The organism is Rhizobium oryziradicis (assembly GCF_001939045.1).
Lineage (GTDB): Bacteria > Pseudomonadota > Alphaproteobacteria > Rhizobiales > Rhizobiaceae > Allorhizobium > Allorhizobium oryziradicis.
In genome coordinates, this window is the sequence record NZ_MKIM01000021.1 from 1 (window position 1) to 16028 (window position 16028).

The following is a 16028-nucleotide window of genomic DNA, read 5'->3' on the forward strand; positions in this document are numbered from 1 at the left end:
GCTGGAAACTGTGCGCCAGGCGCTTTTGCAGGACACCGGACATACCACTGCCGCAAGCCGTTATCTCGAAGCAAAGTAACACTCTTTCCAACCAGAATTTTCCCGTTTCAAGGATTTACAACATGACTTTCAAAGCGCTGCTGGCGACAAAGGCCGGTGATGCGATTTCCGCCAATGTGGTGGATTTCGATGAGAATGACCTGATGCCGGGTGATGTGACCGTGGCCGTGGAATACTCCACGGTCAACTACAAGGATGGCATGGCCCTGACAGGCTTTGCGCCGATCATCCAGACTTTCCCCATCATCGCGGGCGTGGATTTTTCCGGCATCGTTGAGACCTCCACCTATCCTGGCCTGAATGCCGGTGATCGCGTCGTTGCCAATAGCTGGGGCCTCAGCCAGACCCATCACGGCGGTTATGCCCAGAAGGCGCGGGTGAGTGGCGATTGGCTGGTCAAGCTGCCAGACAACATCTCGACCAAGGATGCCATGGCGCTCGGCACGGCAGGCTACACTGCCATGCTTTGTGTTCTGGCGCTCGAACATGGCGGTGTGACGCCTGACAAGGGCGACATTCTCGTCACGGGAGCCAATGGCGGCGTCGGCTCTGTCGCGATTGCGCTCCTGTCTGGTCTCGGCTACCGCGTCGTCGCCTCAACCGGGCGGCCACAGGAAGCCGACTATCTGCGCGAATTGGGTGCGGCCGAAATCATCGATCGTAAAGTCCTCTCGGAACCAGCCAAGGGGCCTATCGGATCGGAGCGCTGGGCTGGGGTGGTCGATTCGGTTGGTAGCCACACATTGGTAAATGCGCTTGCCCAGACGAAATATCGCGGGGTCGTTGCAGCCTGTGGGCTGGCTCAGGGTTTGGATCTGCCGGGCACCGTTCTGCCGTTCATCCTCAGGAACGTAACACTTGCCGGGATTGACTCCGTCAATGCGCCGCAAGCCGTGCGCCTTGAAGCATGGAAGCGCCTGTCGACCGATCTCGATTTTGCCAAGCTCGCAAGGACGGTCAGCACAGTCGGACTTGCTGACGTTGCAGCGCTTGCACCGAAAATTCTGAAAGGCGAGATCCAGGGTCGCACCGTTGTCGATGTAAACGCATGACGTTGCTCACTGCATGAAGCGCTTTGCGCGAAGTGATTGAGTGGCCTAACCAGGGGGCACCACGTGCCCCCTGGCTTTCATAGAGGTCTGTTCTTCCGGCAAGGACGCGAAACCAGTCTTTGTCGCAGCCAAGGAACCGAGGAATGAGATGAAAGTCACGCGCGAACAGGTCACCGAAAACAGACGTCGTATTCTCGATGCGGCAAGCAGGCTATTCCGTGCCAAGGGCTTTGATACCGTTACGGTTGCCGAAGTGATGCAAAACGCCGGATTGACCCATGGTGGTTTCTACAGGCACTTCTCGTCGAAGGATGATCTGATTGGACAGACGCTCGCGCATTGCCTGACGATGGGAAGCGATGAGCCCTTCGATCTGCAGGCCTATGTGGCGCACTACCTTTCGCCCGAGCACCGTGACAATCCGGACAATGGCTGTCCGTTCGCCGCGTTTGCAGCTTATGTTCAAAGGCAGGGGCCTGATGCGCGGACGGTCATGTCAGATGGAGCCCGGACACTCGTCAGTCGGATGGCCGGCGATCAGGATAAACGGGTTGGGAAAGGACCTTCTATCATTGGTAGCTGGGTGGCCATGGTCGGAGCCATGATTCTTGCCCGAGCTGTCAATGACCCAGATCTCTCTGACCGAATTCTTGAGGAAACGCGCAGTCTCGTGGCCTCAACCCTGGCACCGCCGGAAACTGAAGAGACTACTCTAACGGGCATATAGATATCGCGTTCAAAGGTGTCCCGACGGTAGTGTCGTTTCACTTTTGAAGTATGGAATGGGCCGCTGCTTCAAGGATTTCGTTAGAGAGTGTTGTGTCCTCTACTGCACGCGCCAGGACCAATGCGCCCACCATCGTCGCCATGGTCGCAATTGCTTCCTCGCGACTTGATTCCTCGCCTTCAGGTTTAACAAGAGATTCTAGTAGTGTAAACTGGTCCTTGATGCCGCGTTGCATGACGCGGCGAGCCTCCGGGCCGTGGCGCGCAACATCTGGGCCGAGTGCTGCAAATGCGCATCCGTCCGCGACGCCAGTGCGGTGTTGGGCGGACAGATAAAGACCAACCGCCTTCTCCAGCGATGCGCGCCTGTCCTCACCGATCAAGGACGCCATTCGCTGCGAGGTCTGATCCAGCGCCGCTTTTGTGGCCTTTGCGATGAGGTCATCCTTGGATTCGAACTGCTTGTAGAACCCGCCATGGGTCAGGCCTGCAGCCTGCATGAGCGTGCTCACACCGACGCCGTCGAAACCCTTTTCGCGAAACAGCCGGCTGGAGGTCTCGATGACCTGCTGTCGATTTTCCTCAGCCTTTTCCTTGGTCACTTTCATGGCATTCGTCTCAGTTGGTTGCGTGAGAATTATATATGACGAATAGCATCTTACTCAATGACTGACTTGAAGAGACTTGGTTTGTTGTCCGGGCTGTTTCCTGCCAGTTCTGACCTGTCACGAGATATGGACATGCTGAAAATAAGGGTATATACCCACTATCATGACCAGATGTTATTCGATGATGCTGCGCGAGGCAGCCCGGAAGGTATCGGCTTCTTATGACGAAGCGCTCGCTCCTTTTGGAATTAATATCGCCCAGTTTTCGCTGCTTCGACGCATTGAGCGACTTCAGCCAGTCAGCATGACCGATCTCGCCCGCAACGCACAACTGGATCGATCGACAATCGGACGTAATGTTCGGGTTCTGGAGCGCATGGAGCTAGTGGGATTTGGTCGTGGCGATGTCGACCAACGCGAGGCGATGATCACGCTCTCCGATCGAGGTGTCGAAATGCTCAATAAGGCGGGTCCTATCTGGGATGAATGCCAAAGCGCGATGGAAGCCCGGCTTGGGCCAGTTAAGATCACGGCTTTGCAGGACATTCTTCGTTCTCTCTGATTCTTTTGGCCTTATGTGGGTATATACCCACATATTGGGAGATTTTTGATGCCAGAACTTCATATATCGCCAGACGCGAAATATCTCTCGCAAAAGGGTATCCATTACGGTTGGGTCGTCGTTGCGACAACGTTCCTCACCATGATGGTGGGAGCCAGTGCCGTTGGCGCACCCGGAGTTCTGATTGGTCCTCTGCAGAAGGAGTTCGGCTGGAGCGTGGCCGAGATCTCTGCGGCTTTTGCCATTCGCTTCCTTCTGTTCGGTGCTGTCGGTCCATTTGCGGCAGCATTTCTCGGTCGTTTTGGCGTCAAACGTGTCTGCCTGTTTGCACTCCTGCTGATTGCTGCCGGTGTGGTCGGTTCGTTTACGATGACGACTTTGACAGAGCTTTTTCTGCTCTGGGGTGTCGTCGTCGGTCTGGGAACCGGATTGACGGCGATGGTGCTCGGGGCAACGGTCGCGACACGATGGTTCGTTGCAAAACGCGGTCTGGTCATTGGCTTGCTGAGTGCAAGCGTCGCGACGGGACAGGTGCTCTTTCTACCGGCATTCGCCGCTCTTTCTGAGGCGTGGGGTTGGCGCATCGCTCTTGGCCTGCTGCTGGCGATGCTTGCCTTGAGTTCGATCATCGTTCTTCTGCTGATGCGTGACCGGCCAGCAGATGTCGGCCTTCTGCCTTACGGCGCAACCGAGGCACCGAAGCCAGAGCCGGACGCTACTTCATTGTTTGCCACGCTCTTTGCTCCGATCCGTGTACTTGGCATGGCTGTTCGATCCGGATCTTTCTGGATACTGTTCGGAACATTCTTTATTTGCGGGGCGACCACCACCGGGCTCGTCCAGACCCATCTGGTGGCGATCTGCGGCGATTTCGGTATTGCACCGGTCACCGCGGCCGGGATGCTCGCGGCAATTGGCGCCTTCAATTTCGTAGGCACCATTGGTTCAGGCTGGCTGTCTGATCGGTTTGACAGCCGCTGGCTGCTCTTCTGGTACTACGGTCTGCGCGGTCTTTCACTTCTCTACTTGCCCTACACGGATTTCGGGTTCTACGAGCTGAGTCTTTTCACCCTTTTCTATGGTCTTGACTGGCTGGCGACAGTTCCTCCGACGGTAAAGCTCACATCCGAAAAGTTCGGCCCCAATGCCACCATCGTCTTCGGCTGGGTGTTCCTTGGCCATCAGATCGGCGCTGCGATGGCAGCCTGGGGCGCGGGACTGACCCGTAGCGTCTACGCGACCTATCTGCCCGCCTTCTACATCGCCGGGGCAATTTGTCTGGCGGCCGCGGTCGCCGTGTTCGCGATCCAGAAATCTTCAACCGTCAATCAGCCGCAACTGGCTTGATCCTCTCTCAGGAAGGAAACACTATGAATTATACCCTGTTCGGAAATACCGGTCTTCGCGTCTCACAGATCGCGCTTGGAACCGCAAACTTTGGAATGCGCTGGGGGCATGGGGCCACGGTGGAGGAAAGCACCAGCATCTTCAATGCCTATGCTGAGGCCGGTGGCAACTTCATCGATACCGCCGAGATCTATCAGTTCGGACAGTCGGAAGAGTTCGTCGGGGAACTGTTGACCGGTCGGCGCGAACGCTTTTTGCTGGCGACCAAATACACCAGCGGAGCCGCCCCAGATGCGGATCGTCTGGTAACCGGCAATAGCCGCAAGGCGATGGTGGACTCGCTCGAAGCGAGCTTGAAGCGTCTGAAGACGGATCGCATCGATCTCTTCTGGGTCCACCATCCAGATGGCCTGACGCCGTCTGAAGAAATTGTCCGTGGACTGGACGATCTCGCGCGTGCAGGCAAGATTCTTTATGCTGGTCTGTCGAACTTTCCTGCGTGGCGACTTTCGCGCGCTGTAACGATTGCCGAGCTTACCCGTGCCGTTCCGATTGCGGCTGCCCAATTCGAGCACAGCCTCGTGCGTCGTGAACCTGAGGCCGATCTGTTCCCGGCCGCCAAAGCGCTTGGTCTCGGTGTCGTGACATGGTCCCCGCTCGGTGGCGGTGTTTTGACGGGCAAGTATCGCAAGGGCGAAACCGGTCGCGCCGAAAAGATGGGTGGACGCGTGTTCCAAGCGGAAAACAGCGAGCAGCGGACCCGCATTCTCGATACCGTTCTCGCTATTGCCGAGGAACATTCGACGAGCCCGGACCGTGTGGCAATCGCCTGGTCCATCAGCCATGGCAGTATTCCGTTGATCGGTCCGCGATCCATCGATCAACTGAAGGCCAATATTGGCGCAGTCTCCGTCAATCTTTCCGAAGATCAGATCCGCCGTCTCAATGAAGTCAGCAGTCTTGCAGGCTCTGCGGCGGCTGTGGCTGCAAGTTCGCAGGACTATGGCGTCGCAATCAGCAGGATCGTTGCCTGACCAGCGATCTCATTACCGAACGACCAAGCAAGGGAGAGATCCGATGGGAAGCAGAGAGATCATTGTGGCGAAACCGGTCCGCACAGCGATCGGTACATTCAACGGCGCTTTGAAAGCAGTGCCTGCAACCGAACTCGGCGCTATCGTCGTGAGGGAGACCTTACGACGCGCCGGCCTCGCTGGCGACGCTGTCGGTTCGGTCGTCATGGGCAATGTCATACAGGCCGGAAATCGCATGAACCCGGCCCGGCAGGCCGCTATCCGTGGCGGACTACCGGTATCCGTTCCGGCTCTGACGGTGAACCGGGTCTGCGGTTCCGGGGCGCAGGCGATCGTCAATGCCGCCCAGGAGATTGCCTGCGGTGACATCAATGCGGCCGTTGCTGGCGGCATGGAGAACATGGACCGTGCACCGTATCTGATGGATGGCGGGCGTTGGGGCTATCGCATGGGGCCGGCGCAGATCCTCGACAGCATGCTGACTGACGGGCTGCAGGATGCTTTCTCTGGCGAACATTCCGGATGGCATACGGAGGATCTCGTTACGCACCTCCAGATCACACGCGAGGCGCAGGACGCATTCGCTGCGCGCTCGCAGCAGCGTTTCGCCGCAGCACAGGCTGCCGGTCACTTCGACGCTGAAATTACGCCTGTCGAGATCAAAGGGCGTCATGGTGTCGCGACCTTCGCTCTTGATGAAGCCTTGCGACCGGACACGACAGCCGAGACGCTGTCGCGGCTCAAACCCGCCTTCCGCAAGGATGGAACCATCACGGCAGGCAATGCGCCGGGCCTCAACAGCGGCGCGGCGGCCATGGTCGTCGCAGAGCGGGGTTTTGCGGACAAGATGGGTGTCGAACCGATCGCGCGCCTGGCGGGTTATGGCGTCGGTGCCGTTGAGCCAGGCATGTTCGGACTTGGGCCGGTTCCGGCAGTACGCCTTGCTCTGCAACGCGCTGGCTGGTCGCTCGGCGATATCGAGCGCATCGAGATCAATGAGGCTTTTGCCGCCGTTCCACTTGCCGTCATTCGGGAACTCGGATTGCCGGAAGAGATCGTCAATGTCGATGGCGGTGCCATCGCCCATGGGCACGCGATCGGCGCCACAGGTGCCGTTCTGGTAACGCGCCTCATCCATTCGATGCAACGCGACGGGCTGAAAAAGGGTATGGTGCCCCTTTGTATCGGTGGCGGGCAGGGGATCGCTCTCGCTCTTGAGACGCTGTAAACCGCCAAACACAGGGAGAGCCACATGTTCGATGATTTCGAGGCGGGCCGCTTGACGGCCAATGGCATAGAAATTTCCTATGTCGCTGCCGGTGAAGGTGAACCCGTGCTTTTGCTGCACGGCTTTCCGCAGAACAAGGCGCTTTGGGCGAAAATCGCTCCGGCTCTGGTCAACCGCGGCTTTCGCGTCATTTGCCCTGATCTTCGCGGCTACGGGCAGTCGTCCAAGCCGCTTGCTGATACGGATCTGGCAAATTACAGCTTTCGTGCCATGGCGATGGATCAGATCGCGTTGATGACCAGCCTCGGTCATGACCGTTTCCATGTTGTCGGGCATGATCGGGGCGCTCGCGTTGCGCATCGCCTGTGCCTCGACCGTGGGACGTCCGTGATGAGTTTGACGATGATGGATATCGTGCCCACGTTCGAACTGCTGAGTGATCTGCGCAAAGAGGTCGCGCAAAGCTACTGGCACTGGTTTTTCCTTGCCCAACCCGCTCCGTTTCCGGAACAGGTAATACAAGCCAATCCGGACCTGTTCTACGAAGCTTGTCTGTTCGGCTGGGGTGGGGCAAAGGCGGAGGATTTTGCCCCGGAGCAACTGGCTGCCTACCGGGCGTCGTGGCACGATCCAGATTCCATCGCGGGCGGTTGCAACGATTACCGTGCAGCATTGAAAGTGGACTTTGCCAACGACAAGGCCGATCTCAGCCGCCTTGTCGAGACGCCAGCTATGATCCTTTACGGTGCTTCAGGTGCCATGGCGAGACTCTACGACATTCCATCCGTCTGGGCCTCATACTGCGCCAGCCTCGAAGCGTATGGCGTGCCCGGCGGGCATTTTTTCCCCGATATCGAGCCCGGCCTGGTTGTTGATCATTTAGCACGTTTTCTGCGACGGCATTTGATCGATACGAAGTCAGCCGATTGATCAGGTGTTATCGAAGGCAGCTCTTGTCTCTAGACAGAAGCCACGCTTCGTCGCAGCCTTGCTGGTCTTACGAAGGTCTAATCCTAACGAAAGACACTGATTCACGGCAACTGAATCGCTGCTACGCTGGCTCAGATCCCATCAAGGGGTCAGATAGTACCAAGAAAGTGCCACACGGGTAGTCAGGCTTGAGAACTCAGTATTTCCGCATCGCGCAGATGCGGACCGTTGAATCCCAGTCCTTGGAAATTGTCGGACGCTACTGCTGCGCGACCTACCGCGCAGCAGTAGCAACAAGGATCAGCCCCGGGGCTGCAGCAAGGACAGTATGACCGTGGATGCGGATAGGATCGCGGTAAGAGTTAAGGGTCCCGTAGCGCCATAAGTGTCCAAGACAAAGCCTCCAACAACCGCGCCGATAGTAATCGCCACCTGGAACGAGGTTACCATAAGACTGCCCGCCGCCTCTAGCGCGTCGGGCGCGGCGCGGGACAGATTGGTTGGCAGAACGACGGGTGCCATGCCGAAGGCGAAGCCCCACACCGCGGCGAAGCAGAAGGCAACACCGATGTGCACGCCCCAAAGTAACAACGCAAAGGCCGCAAACGCCATCAATGCGGCAGTGACCGCGAGGGCAATGCGGACATTGGCATCGGCCATCCGACCGCCGGCGATGTTACCGATCACAGCGGCGACACCAAATCCGAGCAGCGCCAGGGCAATCGGCCCGGTTGTCAGGAGCGTAACCTGTTCGAGGAAGGGGCGCACATAGACTGAACCAGCGAAATGCCCCGTCATTAGCAAGAGGATAGCAAGCATCCCAATCTGGATACCACGCCGCCGTGTCAGCCGGAAGACGTCGGCGAGGCTATTGCTTGTGGTTGCAGGCAGAGTCGGCAAGCTAAGCCACTGCATCAACATGGCAAATACGGCCAGCCCCGCAGTCATGGCCATGGCGATGCGCCAACCCAGCCAGTTGCTGATTAGTGCACCCATCGAAGGTGCTGCAATGGTGGCGAGCGAGACGCCAAGAGTGACGATCGCCATGCCCCGGCCTGTCGCATTCGCCCCAACTAGTCTTGCTACGACGGCAACTGAGAGCGCCCAGAAAGCGCTGAGTGCGACGCCCAGCCCGGCTCGACCTAACAACAATATCCAAAAATCGGTCGCATTTGCCGCAAGAATGTTGGAGCCGACAGCCAAGGCGCTCAGACCAACGAGCACCGTCTTGCGGTTCAGTCGACCAATCAGCACATTGCTCAATATTGCCGTCACGGCACCCACAGAGGCGGTGGCGGTCACGACCTGTCCGGCCACTCCCTCGCTGACGCCGAGATCACGCGCCATTGGTGTCAACAGGCCTGCAGGCATAAACTCGGCCGACACCAGAGCAAAGCTGGTGGCTGCCATTGAAAGGACCGCGAACCAGGTGGCCCGGCTCCACACGGCTGGCGTATCGGCATCGGGATCGATCACCCCGCTTTCAAGCTGGAATGTAGTGTCCGTCATTGAGATGTCTCCAAGAGTTGGAGCTCTTTATAGACGGGTTTTCTCGGATGCGATGTATCCTAAACTCCGAAATCCATGTCCGTTCGTCCGGAAATTGTGCGTCGCACAGCGCCGGGCGAGACACTGGTAATTCGCTTGAACGCACGAGCGAAGGATGCCTCGGACTCGTAGCCTAACCGGGTAGCGACGTCGGCAACCGACATGCCGCTTTGGCTCAACAATTCGCGGGCAACCTGCATACGCAACCGGGCGAGATAGTGTACAGCACCTTCCCCTAAAATAGCGCTGAAGCGCTCCGCGAAAATCGAGCGCGATTGACCTGCCACAGTAGCAAGTCTTTCCAGCGTCCAGTTATGGCCGGGATCTCGGTGCATGGCTGCCAGAGCGCGACCTATATTGGGGTCGCGGATGGCGGCGAGCCAACCGGTTGTCGGGGCGCCCGTGCAATTGACCCAGCAGCGGATGAGCCGCGCTGTAAGTAGGTCCGCCATTCGCGATAATATTGTGGCGCTGCCCATCTGTGGATGGGTCGCTTCTGCCGTCATAGCTGCCAACAAGGGACCAACAATTGGGTCATTGCTGGCCACGTCACAGCTCTTGATGATTGGCGGCATCAAAGAGATCAACGGATCGAGGGCACAAACGCCCAAGGCCATCGAACCGCAGAAAAGGGTGCTTGTTTCGCCTGTGCCTTCCCGCACAACTTCGCAAACGTTGCCTCCCAACTTGGTTACCTGACATTCGTTGAGAGAGTCGCCGACAACGTCCGGTGCGCTGGCAAGCCGATGGGGAATGCCTTGCGGCAGCAGCACCAGATCGCCATCGCCCAACTCCTGCCAGCCCTGCGCTTTCGTGTGGATCCAGCATGGACCTTGGCTTACAAAGTGAAAACGAAGCAGCTGTTGTTGCGGAAAGGCGATGCTCCATGGGTGCCGAAGCTCGCAACGGCTATAGCTAACGCCGCTCAAGCGAAAGTCTTGCAGGACTTCGCTTAACGCATCCACCGGAATATTTGGCGAAGAAGGCTGGGACGAACGGTCAAACATTTATGTATTATAAATGCCAATCGTCCGATAGGCAATTGGGAACAGAGCCTGTGCCCTGCCATTCTCATTTCCGCCACGGACTATCCTTTCCAGACAGGCCAAGTTTCTGGCCAGTCTACGGATACCGCGCCGGGAGAATTTTCTTGTGACAGGCTGCCGGTTCAAATCCCTTCAAGAGCAGAGCATTCTTGGTTATCCTTCGGCAAAGGGCATGGATACCAGCGAGGACTTCTATAAGCCCCTTTGAGCGTAAAGGCAGGACGATGCGGGATCGCATGACCTTGGGTAACAGGTTACGGGCAAGCAGCCGGTAAGGCTTGGATCCAGTTATCCCCTGTGAATTCAGCACAGACAAATCATAGGTGTTGACGACGATTTAAACTTGTCTACTATATCTAGTGTTCAAGGTTCCTTTAGATTCGTGTTTGAATGAAGGGCTAAGACGGGAATTCGGTAGCGGGCATGATGTCCGTGAAGCCGAGGCTGCCCCCGCAACTGTGAACGGCGAGTGCCTTATCCATCATGCCACTGGGTTTCCCGGGAAGGCGGAGAAGGTGCAGTGAACCGTGAGCCAGGAGACCTGCCTTGATCGATACGTCCACTGGCGGGGTGTCCGGAAGGGTGCGGCATTTTGCGTCCGGATGAAGCCGGTCGTGTGTCGTCCTCGCTGCCCCGCTATCTGTCTGCTTCGGGGTGAAGGCCATGAAACCAAAATTCCAGATCATCGCTGATCCGTAGTCGTTTCGACCGCGGCTAATCGTTCCGTCTATCTCCACCACTGTCTTTTCCACTCCGGTCTGATGTCAGGCTGGGCATATCTTTCTGCGTCCAGCATCACGAGGAAATCATGTCGATCACTGTCTATTCCAAGCCTGCCTGCGTTCAATGCACTGCTACCACCCGCGCCCTTGACCGACAGGGGATCGACTACACGCTCGTCGACGTCTCCGAAGACGCACAGGCTTTCGCGCTGGTGCAGGATCTCGGTTACCGTCAGGTTCCGGTGGTCATTGCCGGAGAGCAGCATTGGGCGGGCTTCCGTCCCGATATGATCAGCGCGCTCGCCTGAGGTCAGGCCCCGTGGGCGGTCTCGTCTATTTTTCCAGCACGTCGGAGAACACCCGTCGTTTTGTTGAGAAGCTCGGAGCAGACGGGCTGCGTCTGCCGATCGATGCGACGGACGAGCCGCCTCGGGTCAACGCGCCCTTCATCCTCGTCACGCCCACCTATGGCGGCGGCGGTGACAAGGGAGCGGTGCCAAAGCCGGTCATCCGCTTTCTCAACAATCCGGACAATCGAAGCCTGATCCGCGGCGTGATCGCCGCTGGCAACACAAATTTCGGCGAGGCCTACGGGCGCGCCGGCAAGATCATCGCCGACAAATGTGGTGTGCCGCTTCTCTACCGGTTCGAGCTTCTCGGAACGCAAGAGGACGTGATCGCCGTTAGACAGGGACTGGAACGATTTTGGAAACGCTAGAACTCGAACGACCAGCCAAGGCCACTGCACCTGCGCTGGATTACCACGCGCTCAACGCCATGTTGAACCTCTATGACGAGGACGGCCGTATCCAGCTCGACAAGGATCGGCAGGCGGCAAAACAGTATTTTCTGCAACACGTCAACCAGAACACGGTCTTCTTCCATAACCTGCGGGAGAAGCTCGACTACCTTGTGACTGAAGGCTATTACGAGCGCGAGGTTCTGGACCAGTATTCGTTCAACTTCGTGCGCGATCTGTTCGATGAAGCCTATGCGCGCAAGTTCCGCTTCCCGACCTTTCTCGGCGCGTTCAAATATTACACCTCCTATACGCTGAAGACCTTCGACGGAAAGCGCTATCTGGAGCGCTACGAAGACCGGGTCTGCATGGTGGCGCTGACGCTTGCCCGCGGCAATGAGCAACTTGCCCGTGATCTGATGGACGAGATCATTTCCGGCCGCTTCCAGCCAGCGACCCCGACCTTCCTGAACGCCGGAAAGCAACAGCGCGGTGAACTCGTCTCCTGCTTCCTGCTGCGGGTCGAGGACAATATGGAAAGCATCGGACGCTCGATCAATTCGGCGCTTCAGCTCTCCAAGCGCGGCGGCGGCGTTGCGCTGTCGCTCACCAATCTGCGTGAGATGGGCGCTCCCATCAAGCAGATCGAGAACCAGTCCTCTGGCGTCATCCCGGTGATGAAGCTGCTGGAAGACGCCTTCTCCTACGCTAACCAGCTTGGCGCGCGACAGGGAGCGGGTGCTGTCTATCTCCACGCCCATCACCCCGACATCATGCGTTTTCTCGATACCAAGCGCGAGAATGCGGACGAGAAGATCCGCATCAAGACGCTGTCGCTGGGTGTCGTCATCCCCGACATCACCTTCGAACTCGCGAAAAACAATGAGGACATGTATCTGTTCTCTCCGCATGACGTGGAGCGCGTCTATGGCGTGGCCTTCACCGAGATTTCGGTGACGGAGAAGTATCGCGAAATGGTCGAGGATCCCCGGATCCGCAAGAGGAAGATCAAGGCGCGCGACTTCTTCCAGGTGATCGCCGAAATCCAGTTCGAGAGTGGTTATCCCTACATCATGTTCGAGGATACGGTGAACCGCGCCAACCCGATCGCGGGCCGCATCTCGATGAGCAATCTCTGCTCCGAAATTCTGCAGGTGAGCGAGCCGAGCAAGTTCAACGATGATCTGTCCTATGCTCAGATGGGCAAGGACATTTCCTGCAATCTCGGCTCGCTGAACATTGCCGCCGCAATGGATAGCGCCGATTTCGGCAAGACGATCGAAACCTCGATCAGGGCGCTGACGGCCGTCTCCGAAATGAGCAACATCATGTCAGTGCCATCCGTTGCCAAGGGCAATGACGACAGCCACGCCATCGGTCTCGGCCAGATGAACCTGCATGGCTATCTCGCCCGGGAACGCATTTTCTACGGTTCTGAAGAAGGGATCGATTTTACCAACATCTACTTTTACACCGTCACCTATCATGCGTTGAAGGCCTCCAACCGTCTGGCAGTCGAGAAGGGCCGAAGCTTCAAGGGCTTTGAAAATTCGAAATACGTGACGGGTGAGTATTTCGACAAATACATCGAGCGCGAGTGGAAACCGGCGACAGAAAAGGTCGCTAAGCTTTTCCAGGACTCAGGGATTCATATCCCGACGCAGCGGGACTGGGCAGACCTGAAGACCGCTGTCATGGCGGGTGGGCTCTATAATCAGAATCTCCAGGCCGTGCCGCCGACAGGATCGATCTCCTATATCAACCACTCGACTTCCTCGATCCACCCTATCGTCTCAAAGATCGAGATCCGCAAGGAAGGCAAGATCGGCCGCGTCTATTACCCGGCGGCTTACCTGACAAACGATAATCTGGACTACTATCAGGATGCCTATGAGATCGGGCCGGAAAAGATCATCGACACCTACGCGGCGGCCACCCAGCATGTCGATCAAGGCCTGTCGCTGACGCTGTTCTTCCGCGATACGGCCACCACTCGTGACATCAATCGGGCGCAGATCTACGCCTGGAAGAAGGGTATCAAGACCATCTATTACATCCGCCTTCGCCAGATGGCGCTGACCGGCACGGAAGTGCAGGGCTGCGTTTCCTGCGCATTGTGACCGCAAGGACCGATCCCATGAACATTCAAGCGAATCCCCGACCCAGTCGCCCTGCGCGCGCTATCCGCGCCATTAACTGGAACCGCATCGAGGACGACAAGGACCTGGAGGTCTGGAACCGCCTGACCTCGAATTTCTGGCTGCCGGAAAAGGTGCCACTGTCGAACGACATTCCCTCCTGGGCCACCTTGCGACCCGAGGAACAGACGCTCACCATTCGCGTCTTCACCGGGCTGACACTGCTCGACACGATTCAGAACGGGGTCGGCGCGGTGCGCCTGATGGCCGATGTTCAAACGGCCCATGAAGAGGCGGTGCTCTCTAACATCTCCTTCATGGAGGCGGTGCATGCGCGCTCCTATTCCTCGATCTTCTCGACGCTGTGCCTGACGCCGGACGTGGACGATGCCTATCGCTGGTCAGAGGAGAACGAGTTCCTGCAGCGCAAGTCCGCGCTGATCATGGAACACTATGATGGCGGCGATCCCTTGAAGAAAAAGGTGGCCTCCGTCTTCCTGGAGAGCTTCCTCTTCTATTCCGGCTTCTATCTGCCGATGTACTGGTCGAGCCGGGCAAAGCTCACCAATACCGCCGATCTTATTCGCCTGATTATCCGCGACGAGGCGGTGCATGGCTATTATATCGGTTACAAGTTCCAGCGCGCACTCGAGCGCGCGTCGGAGGCGCGCAGACAGGAGATAAAGGACTTTGCCTTCGACCTGATGCTCGAACTCTACGACAACGAAGCACGCTATACGGAAGACCTCTATGATGGCGTCGGCCTCACCGAGGATGTGAAGAAATTCCTGCATTACAACGCCAACAAGGCGCTGATGAACCTCGGCTATGAGGCGCTCTTCCCGCCGGAGGCCTGCAAAGTCAACCCGGCGATCCTCTCGGCTCTTTCGCCCAATGCCGACGAGAACCACGATTTCTTCTCCGGCTCCGGCTCCTCTTATGTCATTGGCAAGGCCGTGGCGACCGAGGATGAGGACTGGGATTTCTGAAGCGCGTATGAAAGACAAGACGAAAACTATCCATAGGAGGAATACCCATGCCAACACCACCCTTTCGTGCCGACCACGTCGGCAGCCTTCTGCGCCCCCGCCGCATTGCCGAAGCCCGGCACGCCCATGCGTCCGCCGCCGAACTGCGGGCCGTCGAAGATGCCGAGATTCCGTCCCTTATCAAGATGCAGGAGGATGTCGGCCTCAAGGTTGTAACCGATGGCGAAGCACGCCGTGCCTTCTGGCATTTTGATTTCATGGGCATGCTGGATGGCATGGACATGGAGACCCGGGGCGAAGGCGTGCAATTTCATGGAACGCAGATTCCGCCCGTGCATCCCGTCATCAATAGCAAGCTCGGCTTTCCGGCCGATCACCCGATGCTGGAACATTTCACCTTCGTGAAAGACCACACCAGCGTATGCCCGAAAATCTCTATTCCGGGACCGTCATGCGTGCACTTTCGAACCGCCCCGGCCGATGTACGCCCAGCGGAATATAAGGATCCGGACCATCTCTTCGCCGATATTGCCCGGACCTACAAACAGGCGGTGGCCGCCTATTACGCTGCGGGTTGCCGCTATCTTCAGCTCGACGATATCTTTTTCGCTTATCTCGGCGATCCTAACCAGCGTGAACAGCGCAGGGCGATGGGGCAGGATCCGGACTGGTTGATCGACCGCTATGCCTGGATGCTGGAAGAAGCAATCAAGGATCGCCCGTCGGACATGGTGATCGGCATGCACATGTGCCGGGGCAATTTTCGCTCCACGCATGCCGCATCCGGGGGCTATGATGCCGCAGCCGATGCGATCTTCAACAAGACCAGCGTTGATGTCTACTTCATGGAATATGACACGGACCGCGCTGGAGGTCTGGAGCCCCTGAAGCTTTTGCCCAAGGGTAGGAAGAGGATCATGGCGGGTTTTATCACCACGAAGACGGGCGAACTGGAAAATCTGGATTCGCTCCGCCGCCATTTCGACGATGCGGCAAAGTTTGTCGACATCGATCAGCTGGGCATCGCTCCGCAATGCGGTTTTGCATCCACCGAACACGGCAACGCTATCAGCGAGGACGATCAGAAACGCAAGCTGGAACTGGTGGTGAAGACCGCCAAGGCGATTTGGGGAGAAGCATAAAGCGCACTGTCGCTTGCGTGCAGGCCTACAGCCATGTGCGTTGGCTGATTTCAAGGGCGATATAGCAATCGTTGACACTTGCAGCGCTCATAATCATCCTCCATAGAAAGCACAGGATCAATGACCATTGTTTGGCATTGATCCTGTGATTTTGTCG

At 57.6% G+C, this 16028-nt stretch carries 15 protein-coding genes and 1 riboswitch; of the genes, 12 read left to right on the top strand and 3 right to left on the bottom strand.

Features of this window, described 5'->3' with window-relative positions:
- Positions 1 to 122 precede the first annotated feature (122 nt).
- Complete coding sequence (gene acuI, locus BJF95_RS02860; RefSeq protein WP_075637954.1) at positions 123 to 1112, top strand: acrylyl-CoA reductase (NADPH); 990 nt, start codon at positions 123 to 125, stop codon at positions 1110 to 1112.
- 148 nt (positions 1113 to 1260) lie between these two features.
- A complete protein-coding gene (locus BJF95_RS02865) occupies positions 1261 to 1839 on the top strand; it encodes a TetR/AcrR family transcriptional regulator (RefSeq protein ID WP_075637955.1) in 579 nt (192 codons plus the stop codon).
- Positions 1840 to 1876: 37 nt separating this feature from the next.
- Here the strand turns inward: BJF95_RS02865 and BJF95_RS02870 are convergent, their stop codons facing one another.
- Positions 1877 to 2446: a TetR/AcrR family transcriptional regulator gene (locus BJF95_RS02870; RefSeq protein WP_075637956.1), complete on the bottom strand. Its 570-nt coding sequence runs from the start codon at positions 2444 to 2446 to the stop codon at positions 1877 to 1879.
- A 181-nt stretch (positions 2447 to 2627) separates the two neighbouring features.
- Between BJF95_RS02870 and BJF95_RS02875 the strand changes: the two genes are divergently transcribed.
- The 5 genes from BJF95_RS02875 to BJF95_RS02895 are packed head-to-tail and all read left to right on the top strand — an operon-like array spanning position 2628 to position 7547.
- Entirely contained in the window at positions 2628 to 3008 is a 381-nt protein-coding gene (locus tag BJF95_RS02875; RefSeq protein WP_245297221.1) for a MarR family winged helix-turn-helix transcriptional regulator, read from the top strand.
- Between the two features lie 48 nt (positions 3009 to 3056).
- Positions 3057 to 4355, top strand: a complete 1299-nt coding sequence (locus tag BJF95_RS02880; RefSeq protein ID WP_075637958.1) for an MFS transporter — start codon at positions 3057 to 3059, stop codon at positions 4353 to 4355.
- 23 nt (positions 4356 to 4378) lie between these two features.
- Positions 4379 to 5389, top strand: a complete 1011-nt coding sequence (locus BJF95_RS02885) for an aldo/keto reductase (RefSeq protein WP_075637959.1) — start codon at positions 4379 to 4381, stop codon at positions 5387 to 5389.
- 43 nt (positions 5390 to 5432) lie between these two features.
- A complete protein-coding gene (locus BJF95_RS02890) occupies positions 5433 to 6617 on the top strand; it encodes a thiolase family protein (protein ID WP_075637960.1) in 1185 nt (394 codons plus the stop codon).
- A 24-nt stretch (positions 6618 to 6641) separates the two neighbouring features.
- On the top strand, positions 6642 to 7547 hold the full coding sequence (locus BJF95_RS02895; protein ID WP_075637961.1) for an alpha/beta fold hydrolase: 906 nt from the start codon (positions 6642 to 6644) through the stop codon (positions 7545 to 7547).
- A 300-nt stretch (positions 7548 to 7847) separates the two neighbouring features.
- On the opposite strand, the gene BJF95_RS02900 is transcribed toward BJF95_RS02895, so the two are convergent.
- A complete protein-coding gene (locus tag BJF95_RS02900) occupies positions 7848 to 9056 on the bottom strand; it encodes an MFS transporter (RefSeq protein WP_075637962.1) in 1209 nt (402 codons plus the stop codon).
- A 59-nt stretch (positions 9057 to 9115) separates the two neighbouring features.
- Positions 9116 to 10102 (bottom strand): AraC family transcriptional regulator, encoded by a 987-nt coding sequence (locus BJF95_RS02905; RefSeq protein ID WP_075637963.1) that lies wholly within the window; start codon positions 10100 to 10102, stop codon positions 9116 to 9118.
- Between the two features lie 388 nt (positions 10103 to 10490).
- Positions 10491 to 10704, top strand: a riboswitch (cobalamin riboswitch).
- A 245-nt stretch (positions 10705 to 10949) separates the two neighbouring features.
- Between BJF95_RS02905 and nrdH the strand changes: the two genes are divergently transcribed.
- The 5 genes from nrdH to BJF95_RS02930 are packed head-to-tail and all read left to right on the top strand — an operon-like array spanning position 10950 to position 15871.
- Entirely contained in the window at positions 10950 to 11171 is a 222-nt protein-coding gene (nrdH, locus tag BJF95_RS02910; protein WP_075637964.1) for a glutaredoxin-like protein NrdH, read from the top strand.
- 11 nt (positions 11172 to 11182) lie between these two features.
- The gene (gene nrdI / locus BJF95_RS02915; RefSeq protein ID WP_075637965.1) at positions 11183 to 11581 is read left to right on the top strand and encodes a class Ib ribonucleoside-diphosphate reductase assembly flavoprotein NrdI; all 399 of its coding nucleotides are present in this window, start codon (positions 11183 to 11185) and stop codon (positions 11579 to 11581) included.
- Entirely contained in the window at positions 11569 to 13722 is a 2154-nt protein-coding gene (gene nrdE / locus BJF95_RS02920; RefSeq protein WP_075637966.1) for a class 1b ribonucleoside-diphosphate reductase subunit alpha, read from the top strand. The genes nrdI and nrdE overlap by 13 nt, the downstream gene beginning before the upstream one ends.
- Before the next feature lie 17 nt (positions 13723 to 13739).
- The gene (gene nrdF / locus BJF95_RS02925) at positions 13740 to 14729 is read left to right on the top strand and encodes a class 1b ribonucleoside-diphosphate reductase subunit beta (RefSeq protein ID WP_075637967.1); all 990 of its coding nucleotides are present in this window, start codon (positions 13740 to 13742) and stop codon (positions 14727 to 14729) included.
- A gap of 47 nt (positions 14730 to 14776) precedes the next feature.
- Positions 14777 to 15871, top strand: coding sequence for a 5-methyltetrahydropteroyltriglutamate--homocysteine S-methyltransferase (locus BJF95_RS02930; protein WP_075637968.1), 1095 nt, complete (start codon positions 14777 to 14779; stop codon positions 15869 to 15871).
- Positions 15872 to 16028 lie beyond the last annotated feature (157 nt).

Bases quoted from the DNA above. Each gene is read 5' to 3' on its own strand.
- nrdH (WP_075637964.1), top strand. From the start codon at position 10,950: ATGTCGATCACTGTCTATTCCAAGCCTGCCTGCGTTCAATGCACTGCT.
- acuI (WP_075637954.1), top strand. From the start codon at position 123: ATGACTTTCAAAGCGCTGCTGGCGACAAAGGCCGGTGATGCGATTTCC.
- BJF95_RS02875 (WP_245297221.1), top strand. From the start codon at position 2,628: ATGATGCTGCGCGAGGCAGCCCGGAAGGTATCGGCTTCTTATGACGAA.
- BJF95_RS02930 (WP_075637968.1), top strand. From the start codon at position 14,777: ATGCCAACACCACCCTTTCGTGCCGACCACGTCGGCAGCCTTCTGCGC.
- BJF95_RS02880 (WP_075637958.1), top strand. From the start codon at position 3,057: ATGCCAGAACTTCATATATCGCCAGACGCGAAATATCTCTCGCAAAAG.
- BJF95_RS02905 (WP_075637963.1), bottom strand. From the start codon at position 10,102: ATGTTTGACCGTTCGTCCCAGCCTTCTTCGCCAAATATTCCGGTGGAT.
- BJF95_RS02870 (WP_075637956.1), bottom strand. From the start codon at position 2,446: ATGAAAGTGACCAAGGAAAAGGCTGAGGAAAATCGACAGCAGGTCATC.
- BJF95_RS02885 (WP_075637959.1), top strand. From the start codon at position 4,379: ATGAATTATACCCTGTTCGGAAATACCGGTCTTCGCGTCTCACAGATC.
- BJF95_RS02900 (WP_075637962.1), bottom strand. From the start codon at position 9,056: ATGACGGACACTACATTCCAGCTTGAAAGCGGGGTGATCGATCCCGAT.
- BJF95_RS02895 (WP_075637961.1), top strand. From the start codon at position 6,642: ATGTTCGATGATTTCGAGGCGGGCCGCTTGACGGCCAATGGCATAGAA.
- BJF95_RS02890 (WP_075637960.1), top strand. From the start codon at position 5,433: ATGGGAAGCAGAGAGATCATTGTGGCGAAACCGGTCCGCACAGCGATC.
- BJF95_RS02865 (WP_075637955.1), top strand. From the start codon at position 1,261: ATGAAAGTCACGCGCGAACAGGTCACCGAAAACAGACGTCGTATTCTC.
- nrdF (WP_075637967.1), top strand. From the start codon at position 13,740: ATGAACATTCAAGCGAATCCCCGACCCAGTCGCCCTGCGCGCGCTATC.